We start from the raw sequence: 26770 nt of genomic DNA, 5'->3' as shown, positions 1-26770 counted from the left end.
CAAGGAGATGGTCATGCCCGGCGACAACGTGTCGATCACGGTGAAGCTGATCAACCCGATTGCCATGGAAGAAGGTCTGCGCTTCGCGATCCGCGAAGGTGGTCGCACCGTGGGCTCGGGCGTCGTGGCAAAGATCCTCGACATCTGATTTAAGGATCGCGAAGGGGTATAGCTCAATTGGCAGAGCGTCGGTCTCCAAAACCGAAGGTTGTAGGTTCGATTCCTACTGCCCCTGCCACCTGAGGGTGGCCTCCAAAAAAAGCCCGTCATGCCCTGACGGGCTTCGGCGTCTCAGAAGGCGCTTTGAATGAAGGCCGAAAGGCCCAGGAATATTGCCCAAGATGGCTTCTTCTCAAATCGAAACTGTGAGCACCAACGCGGACAAAGCCAAGTTGGCGATGGCCGTCGTGCTGGCGGTAGGCGCCATCGTGGCGTTCTATTTGCTCGCCCGCCAGGGCGCAGTCGTGCAGTGGATCGCTTTGCTCGTTGGTCTTGCTGCCGCCGTGGGAGCGTTCGCGAGTTCGGAGAGTGGTCGGCAGTTGTGGGCCTTTGGTCGTGATGCCTGGCGAGAGGTCAAGAAAGTTGTTTGGCCGACGCGTAAGGAAGCAATCCAGATGACGGCGTATGTGTTTGCCTTCGTCGCAATCATGTCCATCTTCCTTTGGCTCACCGACAAGACGCTCGAATGGGTGTTTTTCGACCTCATTCTGGGCTGGAGAAAATAAATGACTGACGATGTCGTCGAAGCAGCGCCGGAAGGCGCGCCCGTGCTGGCCGCTGCCACCAACCCCGACTTTCGCTGGTACGTGGTGCACGCGTATTCGGGCATGGAGAAGGCTGTTGAGCGCAACATCATCGAGCGCATCACGCGCGCCGGCATGCAGGACAAGTTCGGCCGAATCTTGGTTCCGACTGAGGAAGTGGTCGAGATCAAGAATGGCCAGAAGCGTACGACTGAGCGTCGCTTCTTCCCGGGCTACGTCTTGGTCGAAATGATCATGGATGATGAGAGTTGGCATCTGGTGAAGCACACCAATAAGGTGACCGGCTTCGTCGGCGGGGCAAAGAATCGACCTGCGCCGATTTCGCAGAAGGAAGTCGAAGACATCGTCAGCCAGATGCAGCAGGGCACCGAGAAGCCGCGTCACAAGGTGGAGTTCGTCGTTGGCGAATTCGTGCGCGTCAAGGAAGGTCCATTCACTGATTTCAACGGCACGGTCGAAGAAGTCAACTACGAGAAGAGCAAGGTGCGTGTGTCCGTCATGATTTTTGGCCGCGCCACGCCCGTTGAGCTCGAGTTCGCGCAGGTCGAAAAGACCTAATCGGACAAGCGCGCCCCGCATGTGCCGGGTCGCGAGTTTTTGGTTTCTTGCTCCTCCGGCTCGGCAAGAAACGTCAACAGAGAGTCGTTAACCCCGGGGAGCTGAGGCTGAGGCAGCCAAGGCGTTATCACCCGCAAGGAGAAAAGCATGGCGAAAAAAATCGTCGGCTTCATCAAGCTGCAAGTGCCAGCTGGTAAAGCCAATCCGTCGCCGCCGATTGGTCCCGCACTGGGCCAACGCGGTTTGAACATTATGGAATTCTGCAAGGCGTTCAACGCGCAGACCCAGGGCGTCGAGCCGGGTTTGCCGCTGCCGGTGGTCATCACCGCGTTCGCCGACAAGAGCTTCACCTTCATCATCAAGACGCCCCCGGCGATCACCTTGATCAAGAAGGCCATCAAGCTCGAAAAGGGTTCTGCACGTCCGCATACTGACAAGGTCGGCAAGATCACGCGCGCACAGCTCGAAGAAATCGCCAAGACCAAGATGAAGGATCTGACTGCTGCAGACCTCGACGCCGCAGTTCGTACCATCGCCGGTTCGGCTCGCTCGATGGGCGTGAATGTGGAGGGCGTGTAAATGGCCAAGATCACCAAGAAGCAAAAGGCCCTCGAGAGCAAGGTCGACAGCGGCAAGCTGTATGCGCTCGCTGACGCGCTCGGTCTCGTGAAGGAAGCCGCCACGGCGAAGTTCGACGAATCCATCGACGTTGCGGTGCAACTCGGCATCGATGCGAAGAAGTCTGACCAGGTCGTGCGCGGCGCCGTGGTGATGCCCAACGGTACCGGCAAGACCAAGCGCGTGGCCGTGTTCGCCCAGGGCGCCAAGGCTGAGGAAGCCAAGGCCGCTGGCGCCGACATCGTCGGCATGGACGACCTGGCCGCGATGGTGAAGGCTGGCGACATGCCTTTCGACGTCGTGATCGCCGCGCCGGACGCGATGCGCGTGGTCGGTACGCTGGGCCAGATCCTCGGCCCGCGCGGCCTGATGCCGAACCCGAAGGTCGGCACGGTGACGCCCGACGTCGCGACCGCCGTCAAGAACGCCAAGGCTGGCCAGGTCCAGTTCCGCGTCGACAAGGCCGGGATCGTGCATGGCACGATCGGCCGCCGTTCGTTCGACAACGACAAGCTGCAGGGCAACCTGGCTGCGCTGATCGACGCCCTGGTCAAGGCCAAGCCGGCGACCAGCAAGGGTGTTTACCTGCGCAAGGTGGCTGTGTCTTCGACGATGGGTGTGGGTGTGCGTGTGGACACGCAGACCATCGCTCAAGGCTGATGTATTTGCCCGGCGGCCGGTCAAACGGCAGTCGGGCAATGTGGTGGGTCGGGGTCGCGTCAACGCAATCTCGGGCCATCCAAGACCGCTGGTGTGCAGGGATGCCTGTACTTAATCGCTTCACCATCGTGTGGCGGCCAGCGCAGATGGCGATCCCACTGCAAAGGAATTCGTTTCCTGAACGGTTGGTCGCTGCATGAAGCGCGTCCTGAGGCCCCGGCCGAGGGATGCATTGAAAAGGAGTAGACCTTGAGTCTGAATCGCAGTGAGAAAGAAGCGGTCATCAGTGATGTGACCAGCCTCGCCGCAAAAGCTCAAACGCTCGTGATGGCGGAATACCGTGGCATCACGGTTGCCGATATGACCAAACTGCGCAACGACGCGCGCAGCAAGGGTGTGAGCCTCAGCGTGTTGAAGAACACGCTGGCACGCCGTGCTGTCGCTGGTAGCGCGTTTGAGGTCGTCGGCGACCAGATGACCGGTCCGCTGATCTATGGCTTCTCCGAAGACGCTGTGGCCGCCGCAAAGGTGGTGGCCGATTTCGCGAAGACCAACGACAAGTTGGTGATTCGCGGCGGCGCATTCGGCGGCAAGGCCCTGGACGTCGACGGCGTGAAGCAACTGGCCAACATTCCTTCGAAGGAAGTGTTGCTGGCACAGTTGCTGGGCTTGATGCAATCCCCGATCTCGCGCACGGCCCGTGTACTGGCCGCGCTCGCCGAGAAGCGTGGTGGTGGCGACGCACAAACCGATGCACCGGCGGAAGCGCAGGCCGCTTGAGCCTTGCGTTTAAAAAATTCAACCCAATTGTTAGGAAACAAAAATGGCATTCGATAAAGACGCATTTCTGACCGCGCTCGACAGCATGACGGTCCTGGAACTCAACGACCTGGTGAAAGCCATCGAAGAGAAGTTCGGCGTGAGCGCCGCAGCCATGTCGGCCCCGGCCGCCGGTGGTGGCGCTGCCGCCGCTGTCGTCGAGGAAAAGACCGAGTTCAACGTCATGCTGATGGACGCAGGCGCGAACAAGGTTTCGGCGATCAAGGCAGTGCGCGAAATCACCGGCCTGGGCCTCAAGGAAGCCAAGGATCTGGTTGAAGCCGCTCCGAAGGCTGTCAAGGAAGGCCTGTCCAAGGCTGATGCTGAAGCCGCCAAGAAGAAGCTGGAAGACGCTGGCGCCAAGGTGGAACTGAAGTAATTCGGTCTCCCCGGAGGGCTGGAGTGTGCCGAAAGGCCCTCCAGCCTTTGCCGCTTTCAGAGCGCACCCAAAAGCCGATGTTTCCGCACGGTTTTTGAGTGTCTTCTGACCCCGACTGCAGAAGACCCCTTGGTTCGGGTGATGTGCAACGCATCACTGTCCGCCAACGGCTGGTAGTGGCCAGCCGCCAAGCAGTGGTGCGAAAGCATTGCTGACAAGTCGCTGAAGATCTCAAGCTCCGGAGCTCTCATGGCCCAAACGTCCACGTACAGTTACACCGAACGCAAGCGCATCCGAAAGAATTTCGGCAATCGCGACAGCGTCGTCGAAATCCCCTACCTGCTGCAGATGCAAAAAGACGCGTACACCGCGTTCCTGCAAGCGGGCGTCCCGCCCCAGAAACGGACGGTGGAAGGTCTGCAGGCTGCGTTCGACGCGGCGTTCCCCATCGTCTCGCACAACGGTTTCGTCGAGATGAAGTTCCTCGAGTACAACCTCGCAAAGCCCGCATTTGACGTGCGCGAGTGCCAAACCCGCGGACTCACCTTCGCTTCGGCCGTGCGTGCCAAGGTCCAGTTGATCATCTATGACCGCGAATCGTCGACCTCTCAGTCGAAGGTGGTGAAGGAAGTCAAGGAGCAAGAGGTCTACATGGGCGAAGTGCCGCTCATGACGGACAAAGGCTCGTTCATCATCAACGGTACCGAGCGCGTCATCGTGTCTCAGCTCCACCGGTCGCCGGGCGTGTTCTTCGAACACGACAAGGGCAAGACGCACAGCTCAGGCAAGCTCCTGTTCTCGGCTCGCGTGATTCCCTACCGCGGCTCGTGGCTCGACTTCGAGTTCGATCCGAAGGACATGCTGTACTTCCGCGTCGACCGTCGCCGCAAGATGCCGGTCACGATCCTGTTGAAGGCCATCGGCCTGAACCCGGAATCGATCCTCGCGAACTTCTTCGTGAACGACAACTTCCGCCTCATGGACAGCGGCGCGCAGATGGAGTTCGTCTCCGAGCGCCTGCGTGGCGAAGTCGCGCGCTTCGACATCACTGACAAGTCGGGCAAGGTCGTGGTCGCCAAGGACAAGCGCGTCACCGCTCGCCACACGCGTGAACTCGAGCAATCGGGCACCACGCACATCAGCGTGCCGGAAGACTTCCTCGTCGGCCGCGTCGTGGCCCGCAACATCGTGGACCCCGATTCCGGTGAAATCCTGGCGAAGGCCAACGACGAGTTGACCGAAGCGTTGCTGAAGAAGCTTCGTGCCGCCGGCGTGCAGGACGTGCAAGCAATCTATACGAACGAACTCGACCAGGGCGCCTACATCTCGCAAACGCTTCGCATCGACGAAACGGTGGACGAATTCGCCGCGCGCGTGGCCATCTATCGCATGATGCGCCCCGGCGAGCCGCCGACGGAAGACGCGGTGCAGGCCCTGTTCCAGCGCCTGTTCTACAACCCGGACACGTACGACCTGTCGCGCGTCGGCCGCATGAAGTTCAATGCCAAGGTCGGCCGCGACGAATCGACCGGCCCGATGGTGCTGACCAACGAGGACATCCTCGCCGTGGTCAAGATCCTCGTGGACCTGCGCAATGGCCGAGGCGAAGTCGACGATATCGACCACCTCGGCAATCGCCGCGTTCGTTGCGTCGGTGAATTGGCCGAGAACCAATACCGCACCGGCCTCGCCCGCATCGAGAAGGCTGTGAAGGAACGTCTGGGTCAGGCGGAGCAAGAGCCGCTGATGCCGCACGACCTGATCAACAGCAAGCCGATCTCGGCCGCGCTGAAGGAGTTCTTCGGCGCCTCGCAGCTGTCGCAGTTCATGGATCAGACCAACCCGCTGTCCGAGATCACCCACAAGCGTCGCGTCTCGGCCCTTGGCCCGGGCGGCCTGACCCGTGAGCGCGCAGGCTTTGAAGTGCGCGACGTGCACGTGACCCACTATGGCCGCGTGTGCCCGATCGAAACGCCTGAAGGCCCGAACATCGGTCTGATCAACTCGCTGGCTCTGTACGCCCGCCTGAACGAGTACGGCTTCATCGAGACGCCGTACCGTCGCGTGGTGGACGGCAAGGTGACGAACGAGATCGACTATCTCTCCGCCATCGAAGAAGGCAAGTATGTGATCGCGCAGGCGAACGCTGCCCTCGACAAGGACGGCAAGCTGACCGGTGATCTCGTTTCGGCTCGCGAAACCGGCGAATCGATCCTGGTGAGCGCCGAACGCGTCCAGTACATGGACGTGTCGCCCGCGCAGATCGTGTCGGTGGCTGCTTCGCTCGTGCCCTTCCTGGAGCACGACGATGCGAACCGCGCATTGATGGGCGCCAACATGCAGCGTCAGGCCGTGCCGGTACTGCGTCCCGAGAAGCCGTTCGTCGGTACTGGCATCGAGCGCGTCTCCGCGGTCGACTCCGGCACCGTGGTGACCGCCACCCGCGGTGGAACCGTCGACTATGTCGACGCGACCCGCATCGTGGTGCGCGTGAACGACGCCGAAGCGGCGGCCGGTGAAGTCGGCGTGGATATCTACAACCTGATCAAGTATCAGCGTTCGAACCAGAACACCAACATCCACCAGCGTCCGATCGTCAAGCGCGGCGACAAGATCGCCAAGGGTGACGTGGTGGCTGATGGCGCATCAACCGACCTCGGTGAACTGGCCCTTGGCCAGAACATGCTGATCGCGTTCATGCCGTGGAACGGCTACAACTTCGAAGACTCGATTTTGATCAGCGAACGCGTGGTCGCCGAAGATCGCTATACCTCGATCCACATCGAGGAACTGGTGGTGATGGCTCGCGACACCAAGCTGGGTGCCGAGGAAATCACGCGCGACATCCCGAACCTGGCCGAGCAACAGCTCAACCGCCTGGACGAATCCGGGATCATCTACGTCGGCGCCGAAGTGCAACCGGGCGACACGCTTGTCGGCAAGGTCACGCCCAAGGGCGAGACCACGCTGACGCCTGAAGAGAAGCTTCTGCGCGCGATCTTCGGCGAGAAGGCTTCCGACGTGAAGGACACCTCGCTGCGTGTTGACCAGGGCTCGCAGGGCACGGTCATCGACGTGCAAGTGTTCACTCGCGAAGGCATCACGCGCGACAAGCGCGCCCAGCAGATCATCGACGACGAGCTGAAGCGCTTCCGGCTCGACCTCAACGACCAACTGCGTATCGTCGAAGCCGACGCTTTCGATCGTATCGAGAAGCTGCTGACCGGCAGGGTCGCCAACGGCGGTCCGAACAAGCTGGCGAAGGGCACGAAGCTCGACAAGGCCTACCTCTCGTCGATCGAGAAGTTCCACTGGTTCGACATCCGCCCGGCGGAAGATGAAGTCGCTGCACAACTCGAGTCGATCAAGAACTCGCTCGAGCAGACGCGCCACAGCTTCGACCTCGCTTTCGAGGAAAAGCGCAAGAAACTCACGCAAGGCGACGAACTGCCTGCAGGCGTGCTGAAGATGGTCAAGGTCTACCTGGCCGTCAAGCGCCGCTTGCAACCCGGCGACAAGATGGCTGGCCGTCACGGCAACAAGGGTGTGGTGTCCAAGATCGTTCCGGTCGAAGACATGCCCCACATGGCCGACGGCACGCCGTGCGACATCTGCCTGAACCCGCTGGGCGTGCCCTCTCGGATGAACGTGGGTCAGGTGCTGGAAGTGCACCTGGGCTGGGCCGGCAAGGGCATTGGCCAGCGCATCGGCGACATGCTGCAGGCAGAGGCCAAGGTGGCTGAACTGCGCAAGTTCATGGACCAGCTTTACAACGGCTCGGGCCGCAAGGAAGACCTCAGCAAGCTGAGCGACGACGACGTGCTCGAAATGGCGAACAACCTGTCGCAGGGCGTGCCTTTCGCGACGCCGGTGTTCGACGGCGCTTCGGAAGAGGAAATCCGCGGCATGCTGAAGCTTGCCTACCCTGACGACATCTCCAAGCTCAAGGGACTGACCGAGACCCGCACGCAGGCGTACCTGTACGACGGACGTACCGGCGACCAGTTCGAGCGCCCGGTCACTGTCGGCTACATGCACTTCTTGAAGCTGCACCATCTGGTGGACGACAAGATGCACGCCCGCTCGACCGGCCCGTACTCGCTGGTCACGCAACAGCCGCTGGGCGGCAAGGCACAGTTCGGCGGCCAGCGTTTCGGGGAAATGGAAGTGTGGGCGCTCGAAGCCTACGGTGCTTCCTACGTCCTCCAGGAAATGCTGACCGTGAAGTCCGACGACGTGCAAGGCCGTACCAAGGTGTACGAAAGCATCGTCAAGGGCGAACACTCGATCGAAGCCGGCATGCCGGAATCGTTCAACGTGCTGGTCAAGGAAATCCGTTCGCTGGGGCTCGACATCGAGCTCGAGCGTTCTTAATTTGAAAAGGGAAAGAGTCTTATGAAATCGCTACTCGACCTGTTCAAGCAATTCACTCCGGATGAGCATTTCGATGCCATCAAGATCGGCATGGCTTCGCCCGAGAAGATCCGTTCGTGGTCTTTCGGCGAAGTGAAGAAGCCCGAGACCATCAACTATCGGACCTTCAAGCCCGAGCGCGACGGCCTGTTCTGCGCCAAGATCTTCGGCCCGATCAAGGACTACGAGTGCCTGTGCGGCAAGTACAAGCGCCTGAAGCATCGCGGTGTGATCTGCGAGAAGTGCGGCGTTGAAGTCACGCAGACCAAGGTGCGCCGCGAGCGCATGGGGCACATCGACCTGGCTGCTCCTTGCGCGCACATCTGGTTCCTGAAGTCGCTGCCGTCGCGTCTGGGCCTCGTGCTCGACATGACGCTGCGCGACATCGAACGCGTGCTGTACTTCGAAGCCTATGTGATCACCGACCCCGGCATGACCCCGCTGAAGAAGTTCGGCATCATGTCCGAGGACGACTACGACGCGAAGCGCAAGGAATACGGCGACGAGTTCATCGCCAAGATGGGCGCAGAAGGCATCAAGGACCTGCTGATGGGCATCGAGCTCGACAGCGAGATCGAGAAGCTGCGTGGCGACCTCACGGGTTCCGAAGTCAAGGTCAAGAAGAACTCCAAGCGCCTCAAGGTGCTGGAAGCCTTCCGCAAGTCGGGCATCAAGCCCGAGTGGATGGTGCTGGACGTGCTGCCGGTGCTGCCGCCGGACCTGCGTCCGCTAGTGCCGCTGGACGGTGGCCGCTTCGCGACCTCCGACCTGAACGACCTGTATCGCCGTGTCATTAACCGCAACAGCCGCTTGCGCCGCCTGCTCGAGCTCAAGGCGCCGGAAATCATTGCGCGCAACGAAAAGCGGATGCTTCAGGAAGCGGTCGACTCGCTGCTGGACAACGGCCGCCGCGGCAAGGCCATGACGGGTGCCAACAAGCGCGCACTCAAGTCGCTGGCCGACATGATCAAGGGCAAGAGCGGTCGTTTCCGCCAGAACCTGCTGGGCAAGCGCGTCGACTACTCGGGCCGTTCGGTCATCGTGGTGGGCCCGACGCTCAAGCTGCATCAGTGCGGCCTGCCGAAGCTGATGGCGCTCGAGCTGTTCAAACCTTTCATCTTCTCGCGCCTGGAAGCCATGGGCATCGCGACCACGATCAAGGCGGCGAAGAAGGAAGTTGAATCCGGTACGCCAGTGGTGTGGGACATCCTTGAAGAAGTGATCAAGGAGCACCCGGTGATGCTGAACCGCGCACCGACGCTGCACCGCCTTGGCATCCAGGCCTTCGAGCCCATCCTGATCGAAGGCAAGGCAATTCAGCTGCATCCGCTGGTCTGCGCGGCCTTCAACGCCGACTTCGACGGTGACCAGATGGCCGTCCACGTTCCGCTGTCGGTGGAAGCGCAGATGGAAGCCCGCACGCTGATGCTGGCCTCCAACAACGTGCTGTTCCCGGCCAACGGCGAACCGTCGATCGTGCCATCGCAGGACGTGGTGCTGGGTCTGTACTACACGACCCGCGATCGCATCAACGGCAAGGGCGAAGGCCTGATGTTCTCGGACATCGGCGAAGTCCAGCGCGCGCTCGACGCCAACGTGGTCGAGCTTACCGCCAAGGTCAGCGTGCGCATCACCGAGTTCACGAAGGACAAGGATACGGGCGAATTCACGCCCTCGACCTCGCTCGTCGACACCACGGTGGGTCGTGCGCTCCTGTCCGAGATCCTGCCGAAGGGCTTGGCGTTCTCGAACATCAACAAGGCGCTGAAGAAGAAGGAAATCTCCAAGCTCATCAACGCTTCGTTCCGCAAGTGCGGCCTGAAGGAGACCGTCGTGTTCGCCGACAAGCTGTTGCAGAACGGCTTCCGCCTGGCGACGAAGGCCGGTATCTCGATCGCGATCGACGACATGCTGGTGCCTGCAGAGAAGCACGGGATCATCGACCGCTCCGCCAAGGAAGTGAAGGAGATCGAGCAGCAGTATGTCTCCGGTCTCGTCACTTCCGGCGAGCGCTACAACAAGGTGGTCGACATCTGGGGCAAGGCCGGCGACGAAGTGTCGAAGGTCATGATGGCCAAGCTGTCGAAGGAGAAGGTCATCGATCGCCACGGCAAGGAAGTCGAGCAGGAGTCCTTCAACTCCATCTACATGATGGCCGACTCGGGCGCTCGCGGTTCCGCGGCGCAGATTCGCCAGGTGGCCGGCATGCGGGGCCTGATGGCCAAGCCGGACGGCTCGATCATCGAGACGCCCATCACCGCGAACTTCCGCGAAGGCCTGAACGTGTTGGAGTACTTCATCTCCACCCACGGTGCCCGTAAGGGTCTGGCCGATACCGCGCTGAAGACCGCGAACTCCGGTTACCTGACGCGTCGCCTGGTGGACGTGACGCAGGATCTGGTCGTGATCGAACAGGACTGCGGCACGCAGGACGGCGCAGTGATGCGCGCGATCGTTGAAGGCGGTGAAGTCATCGAATCCCTGCGCGAGCGCATCCTGGGCCGTACCGCGGCCGAGGACATCCTGCATCCGGAAACGCGTGCAGTGCTGGCCAAGGCCGGCGACATGCTCGACGAAGATGTGATCGAGGCGCTCGAAGCCGAGGGCGTGGACGAAGTCAAGGTTCGCACGGCGCTGACCTGCGCGACCCGCTTCGGCCTGTGCGCCAAGTGCTACGGACGCGACCTCGGCCGCGGTGGCCTGGTCAACAACGGCGAAGCAGTCGGTGTGATTGCTGCCCAGTCGATCGGCGAACCCGGCACGCAGCTCACGATGCGGACCTTCCACATCGGTGGTGCGGCATCGCGTGCGGCCGTTGCCTCGAGCGTCGAAGCCAAGTCCACCGGCGTGATCGGCTTCAACGCCACGATGCGCTACGTGACCAACAGCAAGAACGAGCTGGTCGTGATTGCGCGTTCGGGCGAGATCGTCATCCATGACGAGCATGGTCGTGAGCGTGAACGCCACAAGGTGCCGTACGGCGCCACGCTGGCGGTGAAGGCCGACCAGCAGATCAAGGCTGGCCACGTGCTGGCCAACTGGGATCCACTGACGCGCCCGATCATCACGGAATTCGCCGGTACGTCGAAGTTCGAGAACGTCGAGGAAGGCCTCACGGTCGCCAAGCAGGTGGACGAGGTCACTGGCCTGTCGACGTTGGTCGTGATCGATCCGAAGCGCCGTGGTGCAGCCAAGGTCGTTCGCCCGCAAGTGAAGCTGATTGACGCCTCCGGCGCCGAGGTCAAGATCCCCGGTACCGACCACTCGGTGACCATCGGCTTCCCGATCGGTGCGCTGGTCCAGGTGCGCGACGGTCAGGACGTGGGCCCCGGCGAAGTGCTGGCGCGTATTCCGGTCGAAGGCCAGAAGACTCGCGACATCACCGGCGGTCTGCCGCGCGTGGCTGAGCTGTTCGAGGCGCGTTCGCCGAAGGACAAGGGCATGCTGGCCGAGATGACTGGTACCGTGTCGTTCGGCAAGGAGACCAAGGGCAAGGTCCGCCTGCAGATCACCGACCCGGAAGGCAAAGTCTGGGAAGAACTCGTGCCGAAGGAAAAGAACATCCTGGTGCACGAAGGCCAGGTCGTGAACAAGGGCGAGTCGATCGTCGACGGTCCGGCCGATCCGCAGGACATCCTGCGCCTGCTGGGCTCCGAGGAACTGGCGCGCTACATCGTCGACGAAGTGCAGGACGTGTATCGCTTGCAGGGTGTGAAGATCAACGACAAGCACATCGAGGTGATCGTTCGCCAGATGCTGCGCCGCGTCGTGGTCGAGAACCCGGGCGACACCACCTACATCGCCGGTGAACAGGTCGAACGCAGCGAGATGCTCAACACCAACGACGCCCTGCGCGCCGACGGAAAGATCCCCGCGACGTTCACGAACCTGCTGCTTGGTATCACGAAGGCATCGCTCTCGACCGACAGCTTCATCAGCGCTGCATCGTTCCAGGAAACGACGCGCGTGCTGACCGAAGCCGCGATCATGGGCAAGCGCGACGAGCTGCGTGGTCTGAAGGAAAACGTCATCGTCGGCCGCCTGATTCCGGCAGGTACAGGCATGGCTTACCACCAGGCACGCAAGGTGAAGGACGCGATGGACGAAGCCGAGCGTCGTGCGATCGCCGAAGCCGAAGCGGCGGAGCTGTCCGGCTCCTCGGCCGCGGCCGACGAAGCCACGACGACGGTCGATGCCAGCGAAGGCGCTGCCACCGAATAGTTGGTTAGCATCGCCGGCCATGACCGGTAGCAAACGCCCCCTTTCCGCCTGCGGATCGGGGGCTTTTTCTTTTCCCTTATCGCGATGTTTACCTGGATGAATGGCATGCCCGATTCACTGCCGTACTGGATTGGCGGCGCGCTTGCGCTGTTCTGGTTCGTGGGCGCCTACAACCGCCTCATGCGACTGCGCTCGGCGGCGTTGAGTGCTTATGCGGTTCTCGACGCCGCAATGGCCCGTCAGCTCGATTTCGTCCTGGCGCGTGCGGCGCAGGATGATGTGCCCCCCGCCGCGGAGATGCCTCCCGGCGCGTCGCTGCAGGCCGCCGCGAATCAGCTGTCGACCCTCTTGGCCGCGACCCGCCTTCGACCGCTGGACCCGGCAGGTGTTGCTGCTATGAGTACGGCGATGCACGTGATGGTCGGCGCTTGGCAGCGCTTGTATCCGGATGCTGTGGTCAGCTTCGAGGCCGATGGCACGTTGTCGCGGCCAGCCAACCTCGAGGGCAAGGACGAGTTGCCTGAAGGTGCCGTCCCCATCGCGTGGCCCGAGCCGTCCGCCGCCGCCGAGATGGCCCGCAGCCAGTTCAATCTCGCCGTCGGCCGGTACAACGCTGCAATCACTCAGTTTCCTGCGCTCTTGGTGGCTTGGATCATGCAGCTCAAGCCTGCAGCTCCGCTACGCTGATCGACGCGCCGCGCTGCTGACGCATCACCCCATTACCATCGACCCAATTTGCCAGACCTTCCAGATTCCAATTTCGCATCGCCGCCGCTCTGGCGCCAGCTGCAACTGGTTGCCACGGCGCTCGCTTCGATCCGTGCCGGAGTTTCCGGTTCTGTCGCCTTCGCGGCGATCGAGCCAGCCCTGCGGCCGGGCGTGCAGGCGCTCGGCTTCCAGGTGCTGCGCTGGCTCGGCCGTGCCGAGGCGTTGCGCCGCCATCTGGCCAAGCGAACGCCTCCTCCAGCGGCGGACGCGCTGCTTTGCACTGCGCTCGCGCTGGCGTGGGACGCCGAGCGATCCCCCTACGAACCCTTTACCCTGGTCGACCAGGCCGTCGAGGCGGCGAAGCGCAATCCGGGTACGAGGGCGCAAGCGAGCTTCATCAACGCCTGCCTCCGGCGATTCCTGCGAGAACGCGACGACCTGGTCGCGGCCACCGAGCACGAGCCGGTTGCCCAATGGAATCACCCGCGCTGGTGGATCGAGCGCCTGAAGCGCGACCATCCGCGTGAATGGCAACGCGTCCTGACCGCGGACAACACGCAGGCGCCAATGACATTGCGCGTCAACGCCCGCAAGACCGATGTCGCGTCCTATCTGCGTGCACTGGAAGCCGCGGGGTTGCACGGCATTCCCGTCGGTGCCAGCGGCATCCAGCTCACGCGTGCGCGGCCGGTACAGCAGTTGCCGGGATTCGTTGAAGGCGAGTGCTCGGTGCAAGACGCCGCAGCTCAGATCGCTGCGCCCCTCCTGTTGAATGGCCTCGGCAAGAGGTCGACACCGCTGCGCGTGCTGGATGCATGTGCCGCGCCGGGTGGCAAGACGGCCCATCTGCTCGAGACCGGTACCCCCGGAAACCTTGACGTCGTCGCCCTCGAGGTGGACGCAGCGCGCAGCCGGCGCATCGACGAAACCCTCTCACGGCTTGGAATGAGTGCCAAAGTCGTCGTTGCGGACGCTTCGCGTCCGGCGGGATGGTGGGATGGTGTGCCCTTCGACGCCATCCTGCTCGACGCGCCGTGCACGGCTTCCGGCATCGTCCGGCGGCACCCGGACGTGCGCTGGTTGCGCCGCGAGAGCGACATCGGGCAGCTCGCGTTGCAGCAGGCGATGCTGCTCGCAGCCCTTTGGCCGCTGGTCCGGCCGGGTGGGCGCCTGTTGTATTGCACCTGTTCGGTGTTTCGCGAAGAGGGTTCGCACCAGATTGAGGCGTTCCTTGCGCACAACACCGACGCTCGTTTACTGCCCTCGCCGGGGCATTTGCTACCCCAAAGCGGGGTGAATGCGGGTGGCGTCCCGGACAATCCGTTGGGTGATCACGACGGTTTCTTCTACGCCCTGCTCGAGAAGCTGCAGCGCTGACAAACGTTCCCCGACCTGGCTGGCCGTGTTGCTGGTGCTCGTCTGGGTCCTGGCCTGGTTTCCCGGGCCGGCCGCTGCGGACACGCACAGCACATCCGTCACCCAGATGCGGCTCGAGGAGGCGGACGACGGCGTCTACCTCAGCGCCCAAGTTCAATTCGAACTCCCGCCGCTGGTCGAGGAAGTCCTCGACAAGGGTATCGCCGTCTATTTCGTGGCCGAGGCCGAGCTCTACCGGGAACGCTGGTATTGGACCGATCTCAAAGTTGCACAGGCTTCGCGGTACATGCGGCTGGCCTATCAGCCGCTTAGCCGCCGCTGGCGCCTCAACGTGTCACCCGTACCCATCACCAACGCTGGCTTCGGCGTTTCGCTGAACCAGAATTTCGAGACCCTGGCCGATGCCCTCGATGGCGTGCGCCGGGTGGGGCGCATGCGGCTGGGCGACGTTTCCGAGATCGGTGATGAGCCGACCCATCCGGTGATGTTCCGATTTCGCCTCGACACTTCACAGCTGCCGCGTCCCTTTCAAATCGGCGCCTTCGGTCAGTCGGACTGGAACATCTCCGTCGAAAAGAGCACGCGGCTCCCGCTGGAGAAGGCGAAGTGAGCACCGAAGCGCGCGGCCGCTCCCGGTCGCCGGCGGCGCGCCGCTCGCGTGCGGTTCGATGGGCCATTGGCGTCGGTGCGGCGATGGTGACAGCCATCGGCCTGGTGCTGATGTTCCTGCTGGCGCAGGCCACCAACAACCGCGCGTTCTACGAGCGCAATTACGCACGGCTTTTTTATATCAACGTCGTTGTGGCGGCGGTGCTGATCCTCGTGATCGGCTGGGTCGCATTCCGGCTTCTGAGCCGCTTGCGCCAGGGCAAGTTCGGCAGTCGCCTCCTGATCAAGCTGGCTGCCATCTTCGCGCTTGTCGGCGTCGTGCCGGGCATGCTCGTCTACGTCGTGTCCTATCAGTTCGTCGCGCGTTCGATCGAGAGCTGGTTCGACGTCAAGGTCGAGGGTGCGCTGGATGCGGGCCTGAACCTCGGCCGCGCCACGCTGGATTCGCTGTCCGACGACCTCATGAGCAAGACGAAGACCGCCAGCGGGCAATTGGCCAACGTGTCGGACGCAGGCGCCGGCCTCGTGCTGGAACGCATCCGCGACCAGTTGGGTGCCACAGACGTCGTGCTCTGGACCGGCAACGGCCAATTGGTGGCCGGGGCGGGCGCATCACGCTTTCAGCTCAACCCCGAGCGGCCCACGCAACAGCAACTGCGGCAGGTGCGTGCCGATCGAGCCATCGCCCACATCGAAGGTCTCGACGAGGCGCCGGCGCCGGGCGCGGCGGCGCCACCTCCGGCCAGCGTGCGGGCCATCGCGCTGGTGCAAAGGCAGGGCTTCGAATTCAACACAGAACCCCGCTTCCTGCAGGTCACCCAGCCGCTTCCGCCCGCAGTCGTCGCCAACGCGCTCGCCGTGCAGGAGGCGAACCGCGAATATCAGGAAAGGGCGCTCGCTCGCGAAGGTCTGCGCCGGATGTATATCGGCACCCTCACGCTGACATTGTTCCTCGCCGTGTTTGGTGCCGTGCTGCTCGCCGTGCTCTTCGGCAATCAGCTTGCGCGGCCGCTTCTGGTGCTGGCCGATGGCGTGCGGCAGGTGGCGGGCGGGGATCTGCGACCCACTGCCGTTCTGCAGGGCAAGGACGAACTCGGTGGCCTGACGCGCTCGTTCGCCGTCATGACGCAGCAACTCGCCGATGCACGAGGTGCGGTCGAGAAAACCATGGGCGAACTGGATGCCGCACGTTCCAACCTTCAAACGATCCTGGACAACCTGACCTCGGGTGTGATCGTGCTTCACGCCGACGGCGTCATCGTCTCGACCAATCCCGGCGCCACACGCGTGCTGCGCGCGCCGCTGGCGGCCTACGAAGGTCAACACCTGTCCGACGTACCGGGCCTGTCCGAATTCGCGCAAAGTGTGCAACAGCAGTTCGACGACTTCGACGTGGAACGCCTGCAGCACGGGCTCGATCATTGGCAGCACGCATTCGAACTTCACGCGGAGGGCGACGCGATGTCCGAGGACGCCATCAACATCGTGGCGCGCGGAGCGGAACTGCCAGGCGCGACGAGACTGCTGGTGTTCGACGACATCTCCGAGATCGTGTCGGCGCAGCGCGCCCAGGCTTGGGGCGAGGTCGCGCGCCGCCTGGCCCATGAAATCAAGAATCCGCTGACCCCGATCCAGCTTTCGGCGGAGCGGCTTGAAATGAAGCTCTCGGGCAAGGTGGCGCCTCCCGAGCAGGCGGTACTTGCGAAGTCGGTCAAGACCATCGTCGATCAGGTCGACGCGATGAAGCGCCTTGTCAATGAATTCCGAGACTACGCACGCCTGCCCGCGGCCGAGTTGAAACCCGTGGATCTCAATGCGTTGGTGGCAGACGTTTTGCATCTCTACCCCTCGGAAAGTTCTGCTGTCCCATTGCATCCCGAGCTGGATGACCGCTGCCCGCCCATTCGCGCCGACGCGCAGCAGATCCGGCAGGTCATTCACAACCTGTTGCAAAACGCCCAGGATGCGGCCGAAGTCAACGCCGCGCGGACGGGGCATGCGGGCGAAGTCAGCATCCGGACCCGGCTCAGCGAATCGGGCCAGCGCGTGCGCTTGACCGTCCAGGACAACGGAGCAGGCTTTGCCGAGCACATCCTCAAGCGCGCCTTCGAGCCCTACGTCACGACCAAGTCCAAGGGGACCGGGTTGGGTCTGGCCGTCGTCAAAAAAATTGCCGACGAGCACGGGGCGCGTATCGAACTTTCGAATCGTATGGTTGATGGGGGTGTGGTTGGCGCGCAAGTCTCGTTATCATTCGCGCTTGCGGGAGGACCGCAGGGAGCGGTTGCTCACACCGAGGATTCGAGGTCGTCTGTCACCTGAGCACACAGGATGCTCGGTTCGGAACAGGCAGCGAAGACACCCCTAACTACACAAACATCGGCGCACATCTCAAGCACACATGGCAAACATCCTCGTGGTCGACGACGAGCTGGGTATCCGAGACCTGCTCTTCGAAATTCTCAATGACGAAGGCCACAACGTGGAACTCGCCGAGAACGCAGCTGAAGCGCGCGCCGCGCGACAGCGTGCACGTCCTGACCTGGTTCTCCTCGACATCTGGATGCCCGACACCGACGGCGTGACCTTGCTGAAGGAATGGTCCGCGGCCGGCCTTCTGAGTATGCCGGTCGTCATGATGAGCGGTCACGCCACGATCGATACCGCCGTCGACGCCACGCGCATCGGCGCTTTTGCGTTCCTCGAAAAGCCGATCACCCTGCAGAAGTTGCTCAAGGCCGTCGAGCAGGGCCTGGCCCGGGAAAACGCCCGTCGTGCAGCTGCCAGCGTCGTGCCGCCGGCGAGCAGCTTCTCGGCGGTGGTCACGACGATAGGCGACAGTGCGCTGGTGCCTGCCGCGCCGCAGTTGTCACCTGCTGAACTGGGACCACAGGCCACGCAGAGCTTCGACCTCGATCGACCGTTGCGTGATGCGCGCGACGGCTTCGAAAAGGCGTACTTCGAGTTCCACCTCGCGATGGAAAACGGTTCGATGACGCGCGTGGCCGAAAAGACCGGCCTCGAACGAACCCATCTATACAGAAAACTGAAGCAACTCGGCGTCGATCTGTCGAGGGGGCGCCGCAGCACTGTATAATCGCGGGCTGCACACAATGGCCCGGTAGCTCAGTTGGTAGAGCAGCGGATTGAAAATCCGCGTGTCGGTGGTTCGATTCCGCCCCAGGCCACCAAATTCATGCGCCCCAGCGCCCGTTTCGGGTTCTGGGGCGTTTCTACGTGTATTGCACTCTTTGGCTGCGTTGGTGCCGAGTCCCAATCCTGGTGCCGATGAATTGGCTGACACGGCGGCGCCTTCGCGTCCGACGTTCGCGCCGCGCCGCAAACGCTAGGTTCGCTGCACATGAACCGCATGCGGGTCACGTGCACCTATGGAAATTCTTGTCGTCGTCGGTACCCTGTCCGGCCTGGGAGGCATCGAAGTCTGCGTGCGGTCGCTTGCGGAGGAGGCGCAGGCCAACGGTGATCGCGTTCGCGTGCTGGCGCTATGCCCCAGCGTTCGTGATGCCAAGTGGCACGAGGGGATCGCATATTCCGAAGTCGAGAACGGCTCGACATCTCTGAAAAGGCAGATGCTCCGCGGCTTGCCCGTTTTCATCCGCACGTGCAAGAAGCAACTGCCGGACGCAGTCGTGGTCATCTACAGCTCCACGCTTCTACTCGTGAAATTGGGACTGTGGATTGCGCGCCTCAAGCGGCCGGTGTTGGCGTGGTTGCACTTTTCGACGGCGCACCGGCAGCGAACCGAGCTCCTTAGGCTGGCGGATGGACATCTCTGCATCAGTCCTCAGATCGCGGACGCAACCAAACACGTCCCAGGCGTGCGGCCCGAGGCGGTGCATCTGGTCTACAACGGTACACGCATGGACTCGGTCACGCCGGTGCCTCGATCTGACCAAGGCCCACTGCGCCTGCTTCATGTCGGACGCCTCATGCGCGGCGACCAGAAGCGTACGGACGATCTGCTGCGTGCGCTGGCGCAGGTGCAGGCCGACTGGCAACTGGATCTCATCGGCTCCGGCAGCCCCGAGACTGAGATCGCGGAGCTTCGGTCGCTGGCGGAGCAGTTGGGCATCTCGAATCGATTGAATTGGCTCGGCCGCCAGACTGAGCCCTGGTGCGCGGTCCGGGAGGCCGACGCCCTCGTTCTCTGTTCATCCTATGAAGGCTTTCCGCTTGTCCTGATCGAGGCCATGGCGCGCGGCATTCCTTGCATCGCGAGCGATTGCCCGTCCGGACCTGGCGACATCGTCCGTCCGGGCGAGAACGGATGGCTGTTTGAGGTCGGCGATGTCCGAGGCTTGAGCGAACGCATCCAGCGCCTCGCCAGCGACCGCACTCTGCTGCCGTCGAGCGACGCCGTGCGTGAATCCGTTCAGAACTTCAGCAGCCCCAGGGTGTTCCGGCGCATTCGGGAAGCGATCGAGCATACGGTCGCTGACTGACAGGGCGTGTGCGTGTGTTGGCACAGTCGTGCCATTTCGGTGCGGCATGCTGTGATTTGGACCCATTCGGCACCATGGTCGCGCCGAGTCGGCACCACTTTTGCTTGCGGTCGTTGTGCATTCGCACAAAAGCGGCGAATTGCACCACTTCAAAGCCAAATCTCCCGCAAGTTTTCATGGACGCACTAACACAGGGCGCGAATGCGCTGTTCCTTCTCCTGGGCGCCGTCATGGTTCTCGCCATGCATGCCGGTTTCGCCTTTCTCGAACTCGGCACGGTCCGCAAGAAGAATCAGGTCAATGCGCTGGTGAAGATCCTCGTGGACTTCTCGGTGTCGACAGTCGTGTATTTCCTCGTGGGCTACGGCGTGGCTTACGGCACGCACTTCTTCGTCGGGGCCGAAGCGCTGGCTGCCAAGAGCGGCTTCGAACTGGTGCGGTTCTTCTTCCTGCTGACGTTCGCTGCCGCCATTCCTGCCATCATTTCCGGTGGGATCGCGGAGCGCGCCAAGTTCTGGCCGCAACTGATCGCAACGGCGGTCATCGTGGGCTTTGTTTATCCCCTTTACGAAGGTATCGCCTGGAACAAGGCCTTCGGCATCCAGGGCTGGATCGCGTCGCTGACCGGTAGTGAGTTCCACGATTTTGCGGGGTCGGTGGTTGTCCACGCGGTCGGCGGATGGCTGGCGCTGCCCGCGGTGCTCCTGCTGGGGGCGCGTCGCAATCGCTATCGAGGCGACGGCTCTCTCAGCGCGCATCCGCCATCGAACATCCCCTTTCTCGCGCTGGGCGCGTGGGTGCTGTGCATTGGCTGGTTCGGTTTCAACGTGATGAGCGCGCAGACGCTCGACAAGATCTCCGGCCTGGTCGCGGTGAACTCGTTGATGGCCATGGTGGGCGGCACGCTGGTGGCGCTGGCGCTGGGCAAGAACGATCCAGGGTTTGTCTACAACGGTCCATTGGCTGGCTTGGTGGCCGTGTGCGCCGGCTCCGACGTCATGCACCCGCTTGGGGCGCTGGTCGTCGGCGGCGCAGCGGGGGCGATCTTCGTGGTGATGTTCACGCTCACTCAGAACAAATGGCGGATCGACGACGTCCTTGGCGTCTGGCCCCTTCACGGCCTGTGCGGCACCTGGGGTGGTCTTGCGGCGGGCATCTTCGGCAGCAAGGCGCTGGGCGGCATCGGCGGCGTGAGCTTGACCGCCCAGGCGATCGGCGTCGCGATCGGTGTGGTCTGGGCTGCGCTGGCTGGCGCCGCCGTGTACGGCACGCTCAAGGCGACGCTCGGCTTGCGGCTGTCGCAGGAAGAGGAATACGACGGCGCCGATCTGTCGATTCATCACATCACGGCGACACCGGAACGCGAACCGACCTGGTAGTCCCGTTCGGGAGCCGTCCCCCTGTCGCCAGGACGGAATTCATAAGCATATTTATAATCACGGCGCTTATGAAAAGAGACTTTTCCCAGCGCTTCGGCTTCCTGGTCAACGACGTCGCCAAGCGATATGGCGAGCAGTTCGACCGCCTGTCGCGCGAGCGAATCGGCCTGTCACGTGCGCAGTGCCGTGTTCTCGGGGTCCTGGCCATGCACGGCGATGAGCGTCCGCTTTCGCAGGCCGAACTGGCGCAGCGCCTCGACCTGAGCGCGATGGCGGTGGGCGGCCTGTGCGACAGGCTCGAAGCCGCGGGATGGGTCTATCGCCAGCCGAGCGCCAGTGATCGGCGCATCAATGAAGTCCATCTGGCGCCCAGCGCCGAGGAGGCGCTCGATGCTGCGCTGACCATCAGCGACGCATTGCATGCCCGGGCGCTCGCGCATATGACTCCGGCGGAACGCGCTCAACTCCTCACCCTACTCGGCAAGGCGCGTGAAGGGCTGATCGCCCTGGACGCCGACGCCACGGCAGCCGGCAAATGACCACACCTTCCATGCAAGGCGCGATTGCGCACCGCGGATTGATCACGGTCTCGATCATGCTCGCGACCATCATGCAGGCGCTCGACACGACCATTGCGAACGTCGCGCTGCCGCACATGCAAGGCAGCCTGCAGGCGTCTCAGGATCAGATCACCTGGGTGCTCACCTCCTATATCGTTGCCTCGGCCATCGCGTTGCCGCTCACGGGTTGGTTGTGCGGGCACTGGGGGCGGCGCAAGGTCTTCATCGTCTCGGTCGTTGGCTTCACGATCGCGTCTGCCATGTGCGGGCTTGCGAATTCGCTCGTCGAGATCGTTGCAGCCCGACTGCTGCAAGGCGTCTTCGGCGCGGCGCTCGTGCCCCTGTCGCAGGCCGTGCTGCTCGACATCAACCCGCGAGAGAAGGTCGGCCAGGCCATGGCGATCTGGGGCGCGGGCATCATGGTCGGTCCCATCCTCGGCCCGTTGCTGGGCGGTTGGCTGACCGAGAACATCGATTGGCGATGGGTCTTCTTCATCAACCTGCCTGTCGGCATCTTCGCGCTCTGGGGCATCGTGCGCTATCTGCCGGAAAGCCGTCCACAGGGCGAGCGCCTCGACGTGTTCGGCTTCGTCACGCTCAGTATCGCGATCGGCATGCTGCAACTCTTCCTCGACCGCGGCGAGCAGATGGACTGGTTCGACTCCTGGGAAATCCGGCTCGAAGCCGTGACCGCACTGGTCGCTTTCGCGTTCTTCGTGATCCACACGTGGACCGTGCAAGGTGTCTCGTTCTTCAATCGCGATCTGCTCAAGGACCGCAATTTCGTCACCGGCCTGCTGTTCGCCTTCATCGTGGGAATGATCCTGTTCGGCACCATGGCACTGCTGCCGAGCTTCCTGCAGGGCCTGATGGACTACCCTGTGATCTACACCGGCCAGGTCACTGCGCCGCGCGGCATCGGGACCATGATTGCAATGATCGTGGTAGGCCGGCTGGTGCAGCGGATGGATGTGCGCGCGATCATGGCCGTCGGCTTCAGTCTGACCGCGTTCTCGCTTTGGCAGATGACCCGCCTGACGCTGCAGATGGACAGCACGCTGATCGTCACTTCAGGATTCATCCAAGGCCTGGGTATCGGATTCACCTTCGTGCCGTTATCGACGGCGACCTTTGCGACGCTCGCATCGCGCTTGCGCAACCAGGGCACGCCGATCTTCAGCCTGCTGCGCAACATCGGCAGCAGCGTCGGCATCTCGATCGTGCAGGCGCTACTGACCGAGGGTTCGAGCAAGGCCCACGCCACGCTGGCGGCGACGGTCGGCCCCGGCAATCAGGCTCTTGCCAACCTGCCTCAGATGCTGAACCCTGCCACGTCGGCCGGACTGGCAATGCTGAACAGCGAGGTCACACGGCAGGGGGTGCTGATCGGCTACCTCGACGATTTCGGGATCATGATGGTCATCACCCTGGCGGCGATCCCGTTGCTGCTGCTCATCCGCAGTCCGCGTCACGCGGCTACTGCGGGTGCGGCAGTCGAAGTGCCGCATTAGTGCTGCACCAGGTGCCTCAGAAGTCCACCAGCGCCAGTCCAACGCTGAACACCGTGCGCTTCCGGTTGTAGTCGACCAGCGTGTCGCCGTAGCCGTAGAAGAGCTGCGTCTGGAAGCGCAGGTTGCTCCGGACAGGGTCACCGATCGCCTTCAGCCATTCGAGCTTGATGGCGCCCTTGCCGCCATGAACCGAAACCCCGAGCTGGTTGCTTCGGTCGACCTGCCAGCCAACCCTGAGGTCGGCATTGCCCAGGTATTTCGTGATATCGGGGTTGTCGTCATTGGCTGCGTCTTCCTTGATGCGGTGCCAGACGCGTCCGGTAATGACGAACTGATCGCCAAGTTCTGCACCGGCCATCAGGTAGACACGGTTCCAGCTTCGCGAGTAGGGCAAGTCCTGGCCGTTCGACTGGTGCACCAAGCCCAGGCCGGTGTAGCGCAGACGCCAGCCGCCGGGTAGTTTGTAGTCGGACGGATAGGTGTACATGAACTCCGGTTCATGATCCGTGGTGCGGAACGGGCGTGAGAGCTCTTCGTTGAACACCTGCCAGGTCGATGCCTGCGAGTAGGCGAACCAGAGGCCGTCCTTCTTGACCGGATCATCTCCGGTGAGCAACCCTTGTGCGAGCTTGGTGCGCAGCGACAAGCCGATGCGCATGTCCTGCGCCTGGTAGGGTCGATCGGCGCCTGTATGGTCGGGTGCGGGCGAGGTCGGGATTTCCGGGTCCCGGGCCGCAACACCGATGCCCACACTGAGCGGTCGATAACCGCGGAAGCCGAGGGTGCCGCAGTTGCTGCCGGCTTCGAGTTCCCAGAATCGCGACAGCGGCGAGTACTGGCGGTCGCGGCAGCCGTCCTCGGTGGTCAGCGTGATCACTCGCGTGGCCGGCACCGTGGCGTCCACCGGCGGCAGGGTTTCTGCGAGCACTGGCGGCGCCGGGGGCACCGCGGCGGCCGGCAGGGTTTGCTGCTGAGCCCAGCGATCGAAACAGGCGAGCCGCGCCTCACTGTTGCCGGGCCCTGAGAGCCGTTGGCACTCCTGCCAGGTCAACTCCGCTTGGGCCAACGGGCTCGGCGGCTTGTCCACGGCTTGCGCCATCGCGCCCGTGGCGCCGATTCCGTTGAAGAGCGCGGCGATTAAGAGGATGCGTTGATTCATCGTTCTGTTCCCGAGTTGCCAACCTTGTTCAGCGTGAAGGGACGATTGCTGTCGTCTGCGGCGTTGCGCCAGACGCCCCTCCATTGCTTGCCGCAAGATCCGGGCGCCAGTTCGCCGAGCCAGACACCGCTGATGGCCCGGCCGTCCAGCGATTCGTCGAGGCTCAGCATGCCTTCGTCGTCGATGTCGCCTGCGAGTTGGGCGACCATGCCGGGGGAGACATCATTGCGCGTGATAGTGCCTCGCACACCCGCATAGTCGGGGTGCTTGGTGAGCTGCACCTTCGCAACGCCAGGGACGCCATCGAAGCGTGCCTCCCATTCGCCGAAGAGCACTTCGAGCGGCATCTCCGATCCGTTCGCAGGGCAATTCGCAGCTTGTGCGAGCGCAGGTGCTGGCGAGTTCTGGGCAGCGGCGTCGCCTGAAGCGAGGCAGAGGACTGCCAGCCAGACCCACATCGTGCGCTTCATGGTGCCGATGCGGCAGCCGCGGCTGCGGCTGCGTTGTCCTGGACTTTTCGAGCGAACTCCGCGCGCAATGCCTTGAGCTTTTCGCGCGGGTCTTCCTTGGCGGTCTTCTTGTCGAGTGCCATCTCCGCGATGAAACGGCTCGGCTGCGCCGCGACCATCTCGCGGCCCTGCTTGCGTCGCTTGGTCCAGCTCACAGCAAGACTGCGTTGCGCGCGCGTGATGCCCACGTACATGAGGCGGCGCTCTTCCTGCAGGCGTTCCAGCGTGCTCTCGCTGACCTTCTCCTGGCGGCCGCCATCGTCGTCGAGTTTGAAGGGCAGCAAACCTTCGGTCACGCCGATCAGCATTACATGCGGCCACTCCAACCCCTTGGACGCGTGCAGCGTGGAGAGCGTGACGACGTTCTGGTCCTGTTCGCGTTCGCTGATCGTGGACAGCAGCGAGATGGTCTGCGCCACTTCGAGCAGGCTCTTGCGCTCGCTCTCGACGGTCGCTCCGGAGGCATCGTCGATCTGCCCGCCGCAGCGCTGCGACATCCAGTCGCAGAACTCCAGCACGTTGGTCCAACGGCTGGCCGCGGCCTGTTCGCTGTCCTCGCCGTCGTAGAGATGCTTCTCGTAGTCGATTTCCTTGAGCCATTCGCCAAGGAATGCGCGCGAGTCCTCGGCGCCCATCGTGTGGCGCGCCTTGTATTCCAGGTCGTTGATGTAGCGGCCGAACTCGTGCAGGCCTTCCAGCGCGCGCTTGGGCATCACGCTCGGCAGCGAAGGGCTGAACAGCGCCTCGAACAGGCTCAACTTGTATTGGCTGGCGAAGGTGCCGAGACTCGCGAGCGTAGTGTGTCCGATGCCGCGCTTCGGCGTTGTCACCGCGCGCAGGAAGGCCGGATCGTCGTCGTTGTTGACCCACAGGCGGAACCAGCCGCACAGGTCCTTGATTTCGGCGCGATCGAAGAAGCTCTGCCCGCCAGAGACCTTGTACGGAATCTGGGCCTTGCGCAGCGCCTGCTCGATGACCCTGGCCTGGTGGTTGGCGCGATAGAGGATCGCGAAGTCGCGAAACTCCCTGTGCTGCTGGCCCTGCGTGGCTGCGTCGCCGGCACGCAGGCTCTGGATGCGGGCGACCGCGCGCTCGGCTTCGTGCGCCTCGTTGTCGGCATCGACGACGCGAACAGGTTCGCCTTCGCCGAGTTCGCTGAACAGCGTCTTCGGAAAGAGCTTGGGATTCGGACCGATGACGTTGTTGGCTGCGCGCAGGATCGCGCTCGTGCTGCGGTAGTTCTGCTCGAGCTTGATGACCTTGAGCGTGGGGTAGTCGACCGGCAGCTTCTTCAGGTTGTCGAGCGTGGCGCCGCGCCAGCCGTAGATCGACTGGTCGTCATCGCCCACGGCAGTGAAGCGCCCGCGTTCGCCGGCCAATGCCTTCAGGACCTCGTACTGCGTGGCGTTGGTGTCCTGGTATTCGTCGACCAGGATGTGGCCGAGCGCCGCCTGCCACTTGGCGCGCACTTCATCGAACTGCTGCAGCAACTTGAGCGGCATGCCGATCAGGTCGTCGAAGTCCACGCTCTGGTAGGCGACGAGCCGCTCTTCGTAGCGACCCATGATGCGAGCGGTGATGCGCTCGTTGTCGTCGGCGGCCTGCGCTTCGGCCTGCGCGGCGTTGAGGCCCATGTTCTTCCACTTGCTGATGGTCCACTGCCAGATGCGCGCGGTGGCGGCATCCGTGGTGCCGCCCGCATCCTTGAGGATCTTCGTCACGTCGTCGCTGTCGAGGATGCTGAAGGCAGGCTTCAAGCCCAGCACGGCGCCGTCTTCACGCATCATGCGCACGCCGAGCGCGTGGAAGGTGCAGACCACCACTTGTTTCGCATCGCGCCCGATGAGGCCCTTGGCGCGTTCGCGCATTTCGGCCGCAGCCTTGTTGGTAAAGGTAATGGCGGCGATGCGCTTGGGTTCCAGCCCCGCCTGGATCAACCGTGCGATCTTGTGGGTGATGACGCGTGTCTTGCCGGAACCCGCACCTGCGAGGACGAGACAGGGGCCATGCATGTAGTTGACCGCTTCTTGCTGCGCGAGATTGAGACCGGAAGACATGGAGGG

At 63.0% G+C, this 26770-nt stretch carries 21 protein-coding genes and 2 tRNA genes; 20 read left to right on the top strand and 3 right to left on the bottom strand.

From position 1 onward, the window contains the following. From AC1DN9_RS27050 to AC1DN9_RS26955, 20 genes are all read left to right on the top strand, one after another. A partial coding sequence (locus tag AC1DN9_RS27050; RefSeq protein ID WP_478099174.1) for an EF-Tu C-terminal domain-related protein occupies nt 1-148 on the top strand: 148 nt, incomplete at its 5' end. 14 nt (nt 149-162) lie between these two features. Beyond that, nucleotides 163-238, top strand: a tRNA-Trp gene (locus AC1DN9_RS27045). 103 nt (nt 239-341) lie between these two features. Then, on the top strand, nt 342-725 hold the full coding sequence (secE, locus tag AC1DN9_RS27040) for a preprotein translocase subunit SecE (protein ID WP_478105087.1): 384 nt from the start codon (nt 342-344) through the stop codon (nt 723-725). Then, a complete protein-coding gene (gene nusG / locus AC1DN9_RS27035; RefSeq protein WP_478105085.1) occupies nt 726-1322 on the top strand; it encodes a transcription termination/antitermination protein NusG in 597 nt (198 codons plus the stop codon). Nucleotides 1323-1469: 147 nt separating this feature from the next. Continuing rightward, nucleotides 1470-1901: a 50S ribosomal protein L11 gene (rplK, locus tag AC1DN9_RS27030; RefSeq protein ID WP_028252759.1), complete on the top strand. Its 432-nt coding sequence runs from the start codon at nt 1470-1472 to the stop codon at nt 1899-1901. Then, nucleotides 1902-2600, top strand: a complete 699-nt coding sequence (gene rplA / locus AC1DN9_RS27025) for a 50S ribosomal protein L1 (protein ID WP_478105084.1) — start codon at nt 1902-1904, stop codon at nt 2598-2600. 249 nt (nt 2601-2849) lie between these two features. Next, nucleotides 2850-3380 (top strand): 50S ribosomal protein L10, encoded by a 531-nt coding sequence (gene rplJ, locus AC1DN9_RS27020; protein WP_478105082.1) that lies wholly within the window; start codon nt 2850-2852, stop codon nt 3378-3380. A 43-nt stretch (nt 3381-3423) separates the two neighbouring features. Next, entirely contained in the window at nt 3424-3798 is a 375-nt protein-coding gene (gene rplL / locus AC1DN9_RS27015) for a 50S ribosomal protein L7/L12 (protein ID WP_262076740.1), read from the top strand. A gap of 249 nt (nt 3799-4047) precedes the next feature. Further along, nucleotides 4048-8172: a DNA-directed RNA polymerase subunit beta gene (rpoB, locus tag AC1DN9_RS27010; RefSeq protein ID WP_478105081.1), complete on the top strand. Its 4125-nt coding sequence runs from the start codon at nt 4048-4050 to the stop codon at nt 8170-8172. A 21-nt stretch (nt 8173-8193) separates the two neighbouring features. Then, on the top strand, nt 8194-12432 hold the full coding sequence (gene rpoC, locus AC1DN9_RS27005; protein ID WP_478105079.1) for a DNA-directed RNA polymerase subunit beta': 4239 nt from the start codon (nt 8194-8196) through the stop codon (nt 12430-12432). Between the two features lie 105 nt (nt 12433-12537). Further along, a complete protein-coding gene (locus AC1DN9_RS27000) occupies nt 12538-13119 on the top strand; it encodes a LemA family protein (protein WP_478105077.1) in 582 nt (193 codons plus the stop codon). A 48-nt stretch (nt 13120-13167) separates the two neighbouring features. Further along, complete coding sequence (rsmB, locus tag AC1DN9_RS26995) at nt 13168-14517, top strand: 16S rRNA (cytosine(967)-C(5))-methyltransferase RsmB (RefSeq protein ID WP_478105076.1); 1350 nt, start codon at nt 13168-13170, stop codon at nt 14515-14517. Continuing rightward, complete coding sequence (locus AC1DN9_RS26990) at nt 14468-15127, top strand: DUF4390 domain-containing protein (RefSeq protein WP_478105075.1); 660 nt, start codon at nt 14468-14470, stop codon at nt 15125-15127. Before rsmB ends, AC1DN9_RS26990 begins: the two co-directional genes overlap by 50 nt. Further along, nucleotides 15124-17448 (top strand): sensor histidine kinase, encoded by a 2325-nt coding sequence (locus AC1DN9_RS26985; RefSeq protein WP_478105073.1) that lies wholly within the window; start codon nt 15124-15126, stop codon nt 17446-17448. The genes AC1DN9_RS26990 and AC1DN9_RS26985 overlap by 4 nt, the downstream gene beginning before the upstream one ends. A 79-nt stretch (nt 17449-17527) precedes the next feature. Continuing rightward, nucleotides 17528-18223, top strand: a complete 696-nt coding sequence (locus AC1DN9_RS26980) for a response regulator (protein ID WP_478105071.1) — start codon at nt 17528-17530, stop codon at nt 18221-18223. Nucleotides 18224-18241: 18 nt separating this feature from the next. Further along, nucleotides 18242-18317: transfer RNA gene (locus AC1DN9_RS26975), tRNA-Phe, on the top strand. A 198-nt stretch (nt 18318-18515) separates the two neighbouring features. Continuing rightward, a complete protein-coding gene (locus AC1DN9_RS26970; protein WP_478105069.1) occupies nt 18516-19589 on the top strand; it encodes a glycosyltransferase in 1074 nt (357 codons plus the stop codon). Between the two features lie 176 nt (nt 19590-19765). Further along, nucleotides 19766-20968 carry an ammonium transporter gene (locus AC1DN9_RS26965; protein WP_478105067.1) on the top strand — a complete coding sequence of 401 codons (1203 nt, stop codon included), beginning with the start codon at nt 19766-19768 and terminating at the stop codon, nt 20966-20968. A 68-nt stretch (nt 20969-21036) separates the two neighbouring features. Beyond that, complete coding sequence (locus AC1DN9_RS26960; RefSeq protein WP_478105065.1) at nt 21037-21507, top strand: MarR family winged helix-turn-helix transcriptional regulator; 471 nt, start codon at nt 21037-21039, stop codon at nt 21505-21507. Further along, nucleotides 21504-23039 carry a DHA2 family efflux MFS transporter permease subunit gene (locus AC1DN9_RS26955; protein WP_478105063.1) on the top strand — a complete coding sequence of 512 codons (1536 nt, stop codon included), beginning with the start codon at nt 21504-21506 and terminating at the stop codon, nt 23037-23039. The genes AC1DN9_RS26960 and AC1DN9_RS26955 overlap by 4 nt, the downstream gene beginning before the upstream one ends. 16 nt (nt 23040-23055) lie before the next feature. Here the strand turns inward: AC1DN9_RS26955 and AC1DN9_RS26950 are convergent, their stop codons facing one another. Genes AC1DN9_RS26950 through AC1DN9_RS26940 form a run of 3 tightly spaced genes read right to left on the bottom strand, consistent with a single transcriptional unit; the run spans nt 23056 to nt 26764 of the window. Then, nucleotides 23056-24198 carry a phospholipase A gene (locus AC1DN9_RS26950; RefSeq protein ID WP_478105062.1) on the bottom strand — a complete coding sequence of 381 codons (1143 nt, stop codon included), beginning with the start codon at nt 24196-24198 and terminating at the stop codon, nt 23056-23058. Continuing rightward, complete coding sequence (locus AC1DN9_RS26945; RefSeq protein WP_478105061.1) at nt 24195-24668, bottom strand: hypothetical protein; 474 nt, start codon at nt 24666-24668, stop codon at nt 24195-24197. Before AC1DN9_RS26945 ends, AC1DN9_RS26950 begins: the two co-directional genes overlap by 4 nt. Further along, nucleotides 24665-26764, bottom strand: a complete 2100-nt coding sequence (locus AC1DN9_RS26940) for an ATP-dependent helicase (protein WP_478105059.1) — start codon at nt 26762-26764, stop codon at nt 24665-24667. Before AC1DN9_RS26940 ends, AC1DN9_RS26945 begins: the two co-directional genes overlap by 4 nt. Nucleotides 26765-26770: the final 6 nt, after the last annotated feature.

This window comes from Variovorax sp. 05L425 (assembly GCF_056397705.1).
The sequence above is the reverse complement of the archived record's forward strand: the minus strand, read 5'-3'. Positions and strand labels throughout refer to the sequence as shown.

Bases quoted from the DNA above. Each gene is read 5' to 3' on its own strand.
- AC1DN9_RS27000 (WP_478105077.1), top strand. From the start codon at position 12,538: ATGCCCGATTCACTGCCGTACTGGATTGGCGGCGCGCTTGCGCTGTTC.
- rplK (WP_028252759.1), top strand. From the start codon at position 1,470: ATGGCGAAAAAAATCGTCGGCTTCATCAAGCTGCAAGTGCCAGCTGGT.
- AC1DN9_RS26940 (WP_478105059.1), bottom strand. From the start codon at position 26,764: ATGTCTTCCGGTCTCAATCTCGCGCAGCAAGAAGCGGTCAACTACATG.
- AC1DN9_RS26945 (WP_478105061.1), bottom strand. From the start codon at position 24,668: ATGAAGCGCACGATGTGGGTCTGGCTGGCAGTCCTCTGCCTCGCTTCA.
- AC1DN9_RS26950 (WP_478105062.1), bottom strand. From the start codon at position 24,198: ATGAATCAACGCATCCTCTTAATCGCCGCGCTCTTCAACGGAATCGGC.
- AC1DN9_RS26980 (WP_478105071.1), top strand. From the start codon at position 17,528: ATGGCAAACATCCTCGTGGTCGACGACGAGCTGGGTATCCGAGACCTG.
- rplA (WP_478105084.1), top strand. From the start codon at position 1,902: ATGGCCAAGATCACCAAGAAGCAAAAGGCCCTCGAGAGCAAGGTCGAC.
- rpoC (WP_478105079.1), top strand. From the start codon at position 8,194: ATGAAATCGCTACTCGACCTGTTCAAGCAATTCACTCCGGATGAGCAT.
- AC1DN9_RS26960 (WP_478105065.1), top strand. From the start codon at position 21,037: ATGAAAAGAGACTTTTCCCAGCGCTTCGGCTTCCTGGTCAACGACGTC.
- AC1DN9_RS26955 (WP_478105063.1), top strand. From the start codon at position 21,504: ATGACCACACCTTCCATGCAAGGCGCGATTGCGCACCGCGGATTGATC.
- rplL (WP_262076740.1), top strand. From the start codon at position 3,424: ATGGCATTCGATAAAGACGCATTTCTGACCGCGCTCGACAGCATGACG.
- AC1DN9_RS26965 (WP_478105067.1), top strand. From the start codon at position 19,766: ATGGACGCACTAACACAGGGCGCGAATGCGCTGTTCCTTCTCCTGGGC.
- secE (WP_478105087.1), top strand. From the start codon at position 342: ATGGCTTCTTCTCAAATCGAAACTGTGAGCACCAACGCGGACAAAGCC.
- AC1DN9_RS26970 (WP_478105069.1), top strand. From the start codon at position 18,516: ATGGAAATTCTTGTCGTCGTCGGTACCCTGTCCGGCCTGGGAGGCATC.
- rpoB (WP_478105081.1), top strand. From the start codon at position 4,048: ATGGCCCAAACGTCCACGTACAGTTACACCGAACGCAAGCGCATCCGA.
- nusG (WP_478105085.1), top strand. From the start codon at position 726: ATGACTGACGATGTCGTCGAAGCAGCGCCGGAAGGCGCGCCCGTGCTG.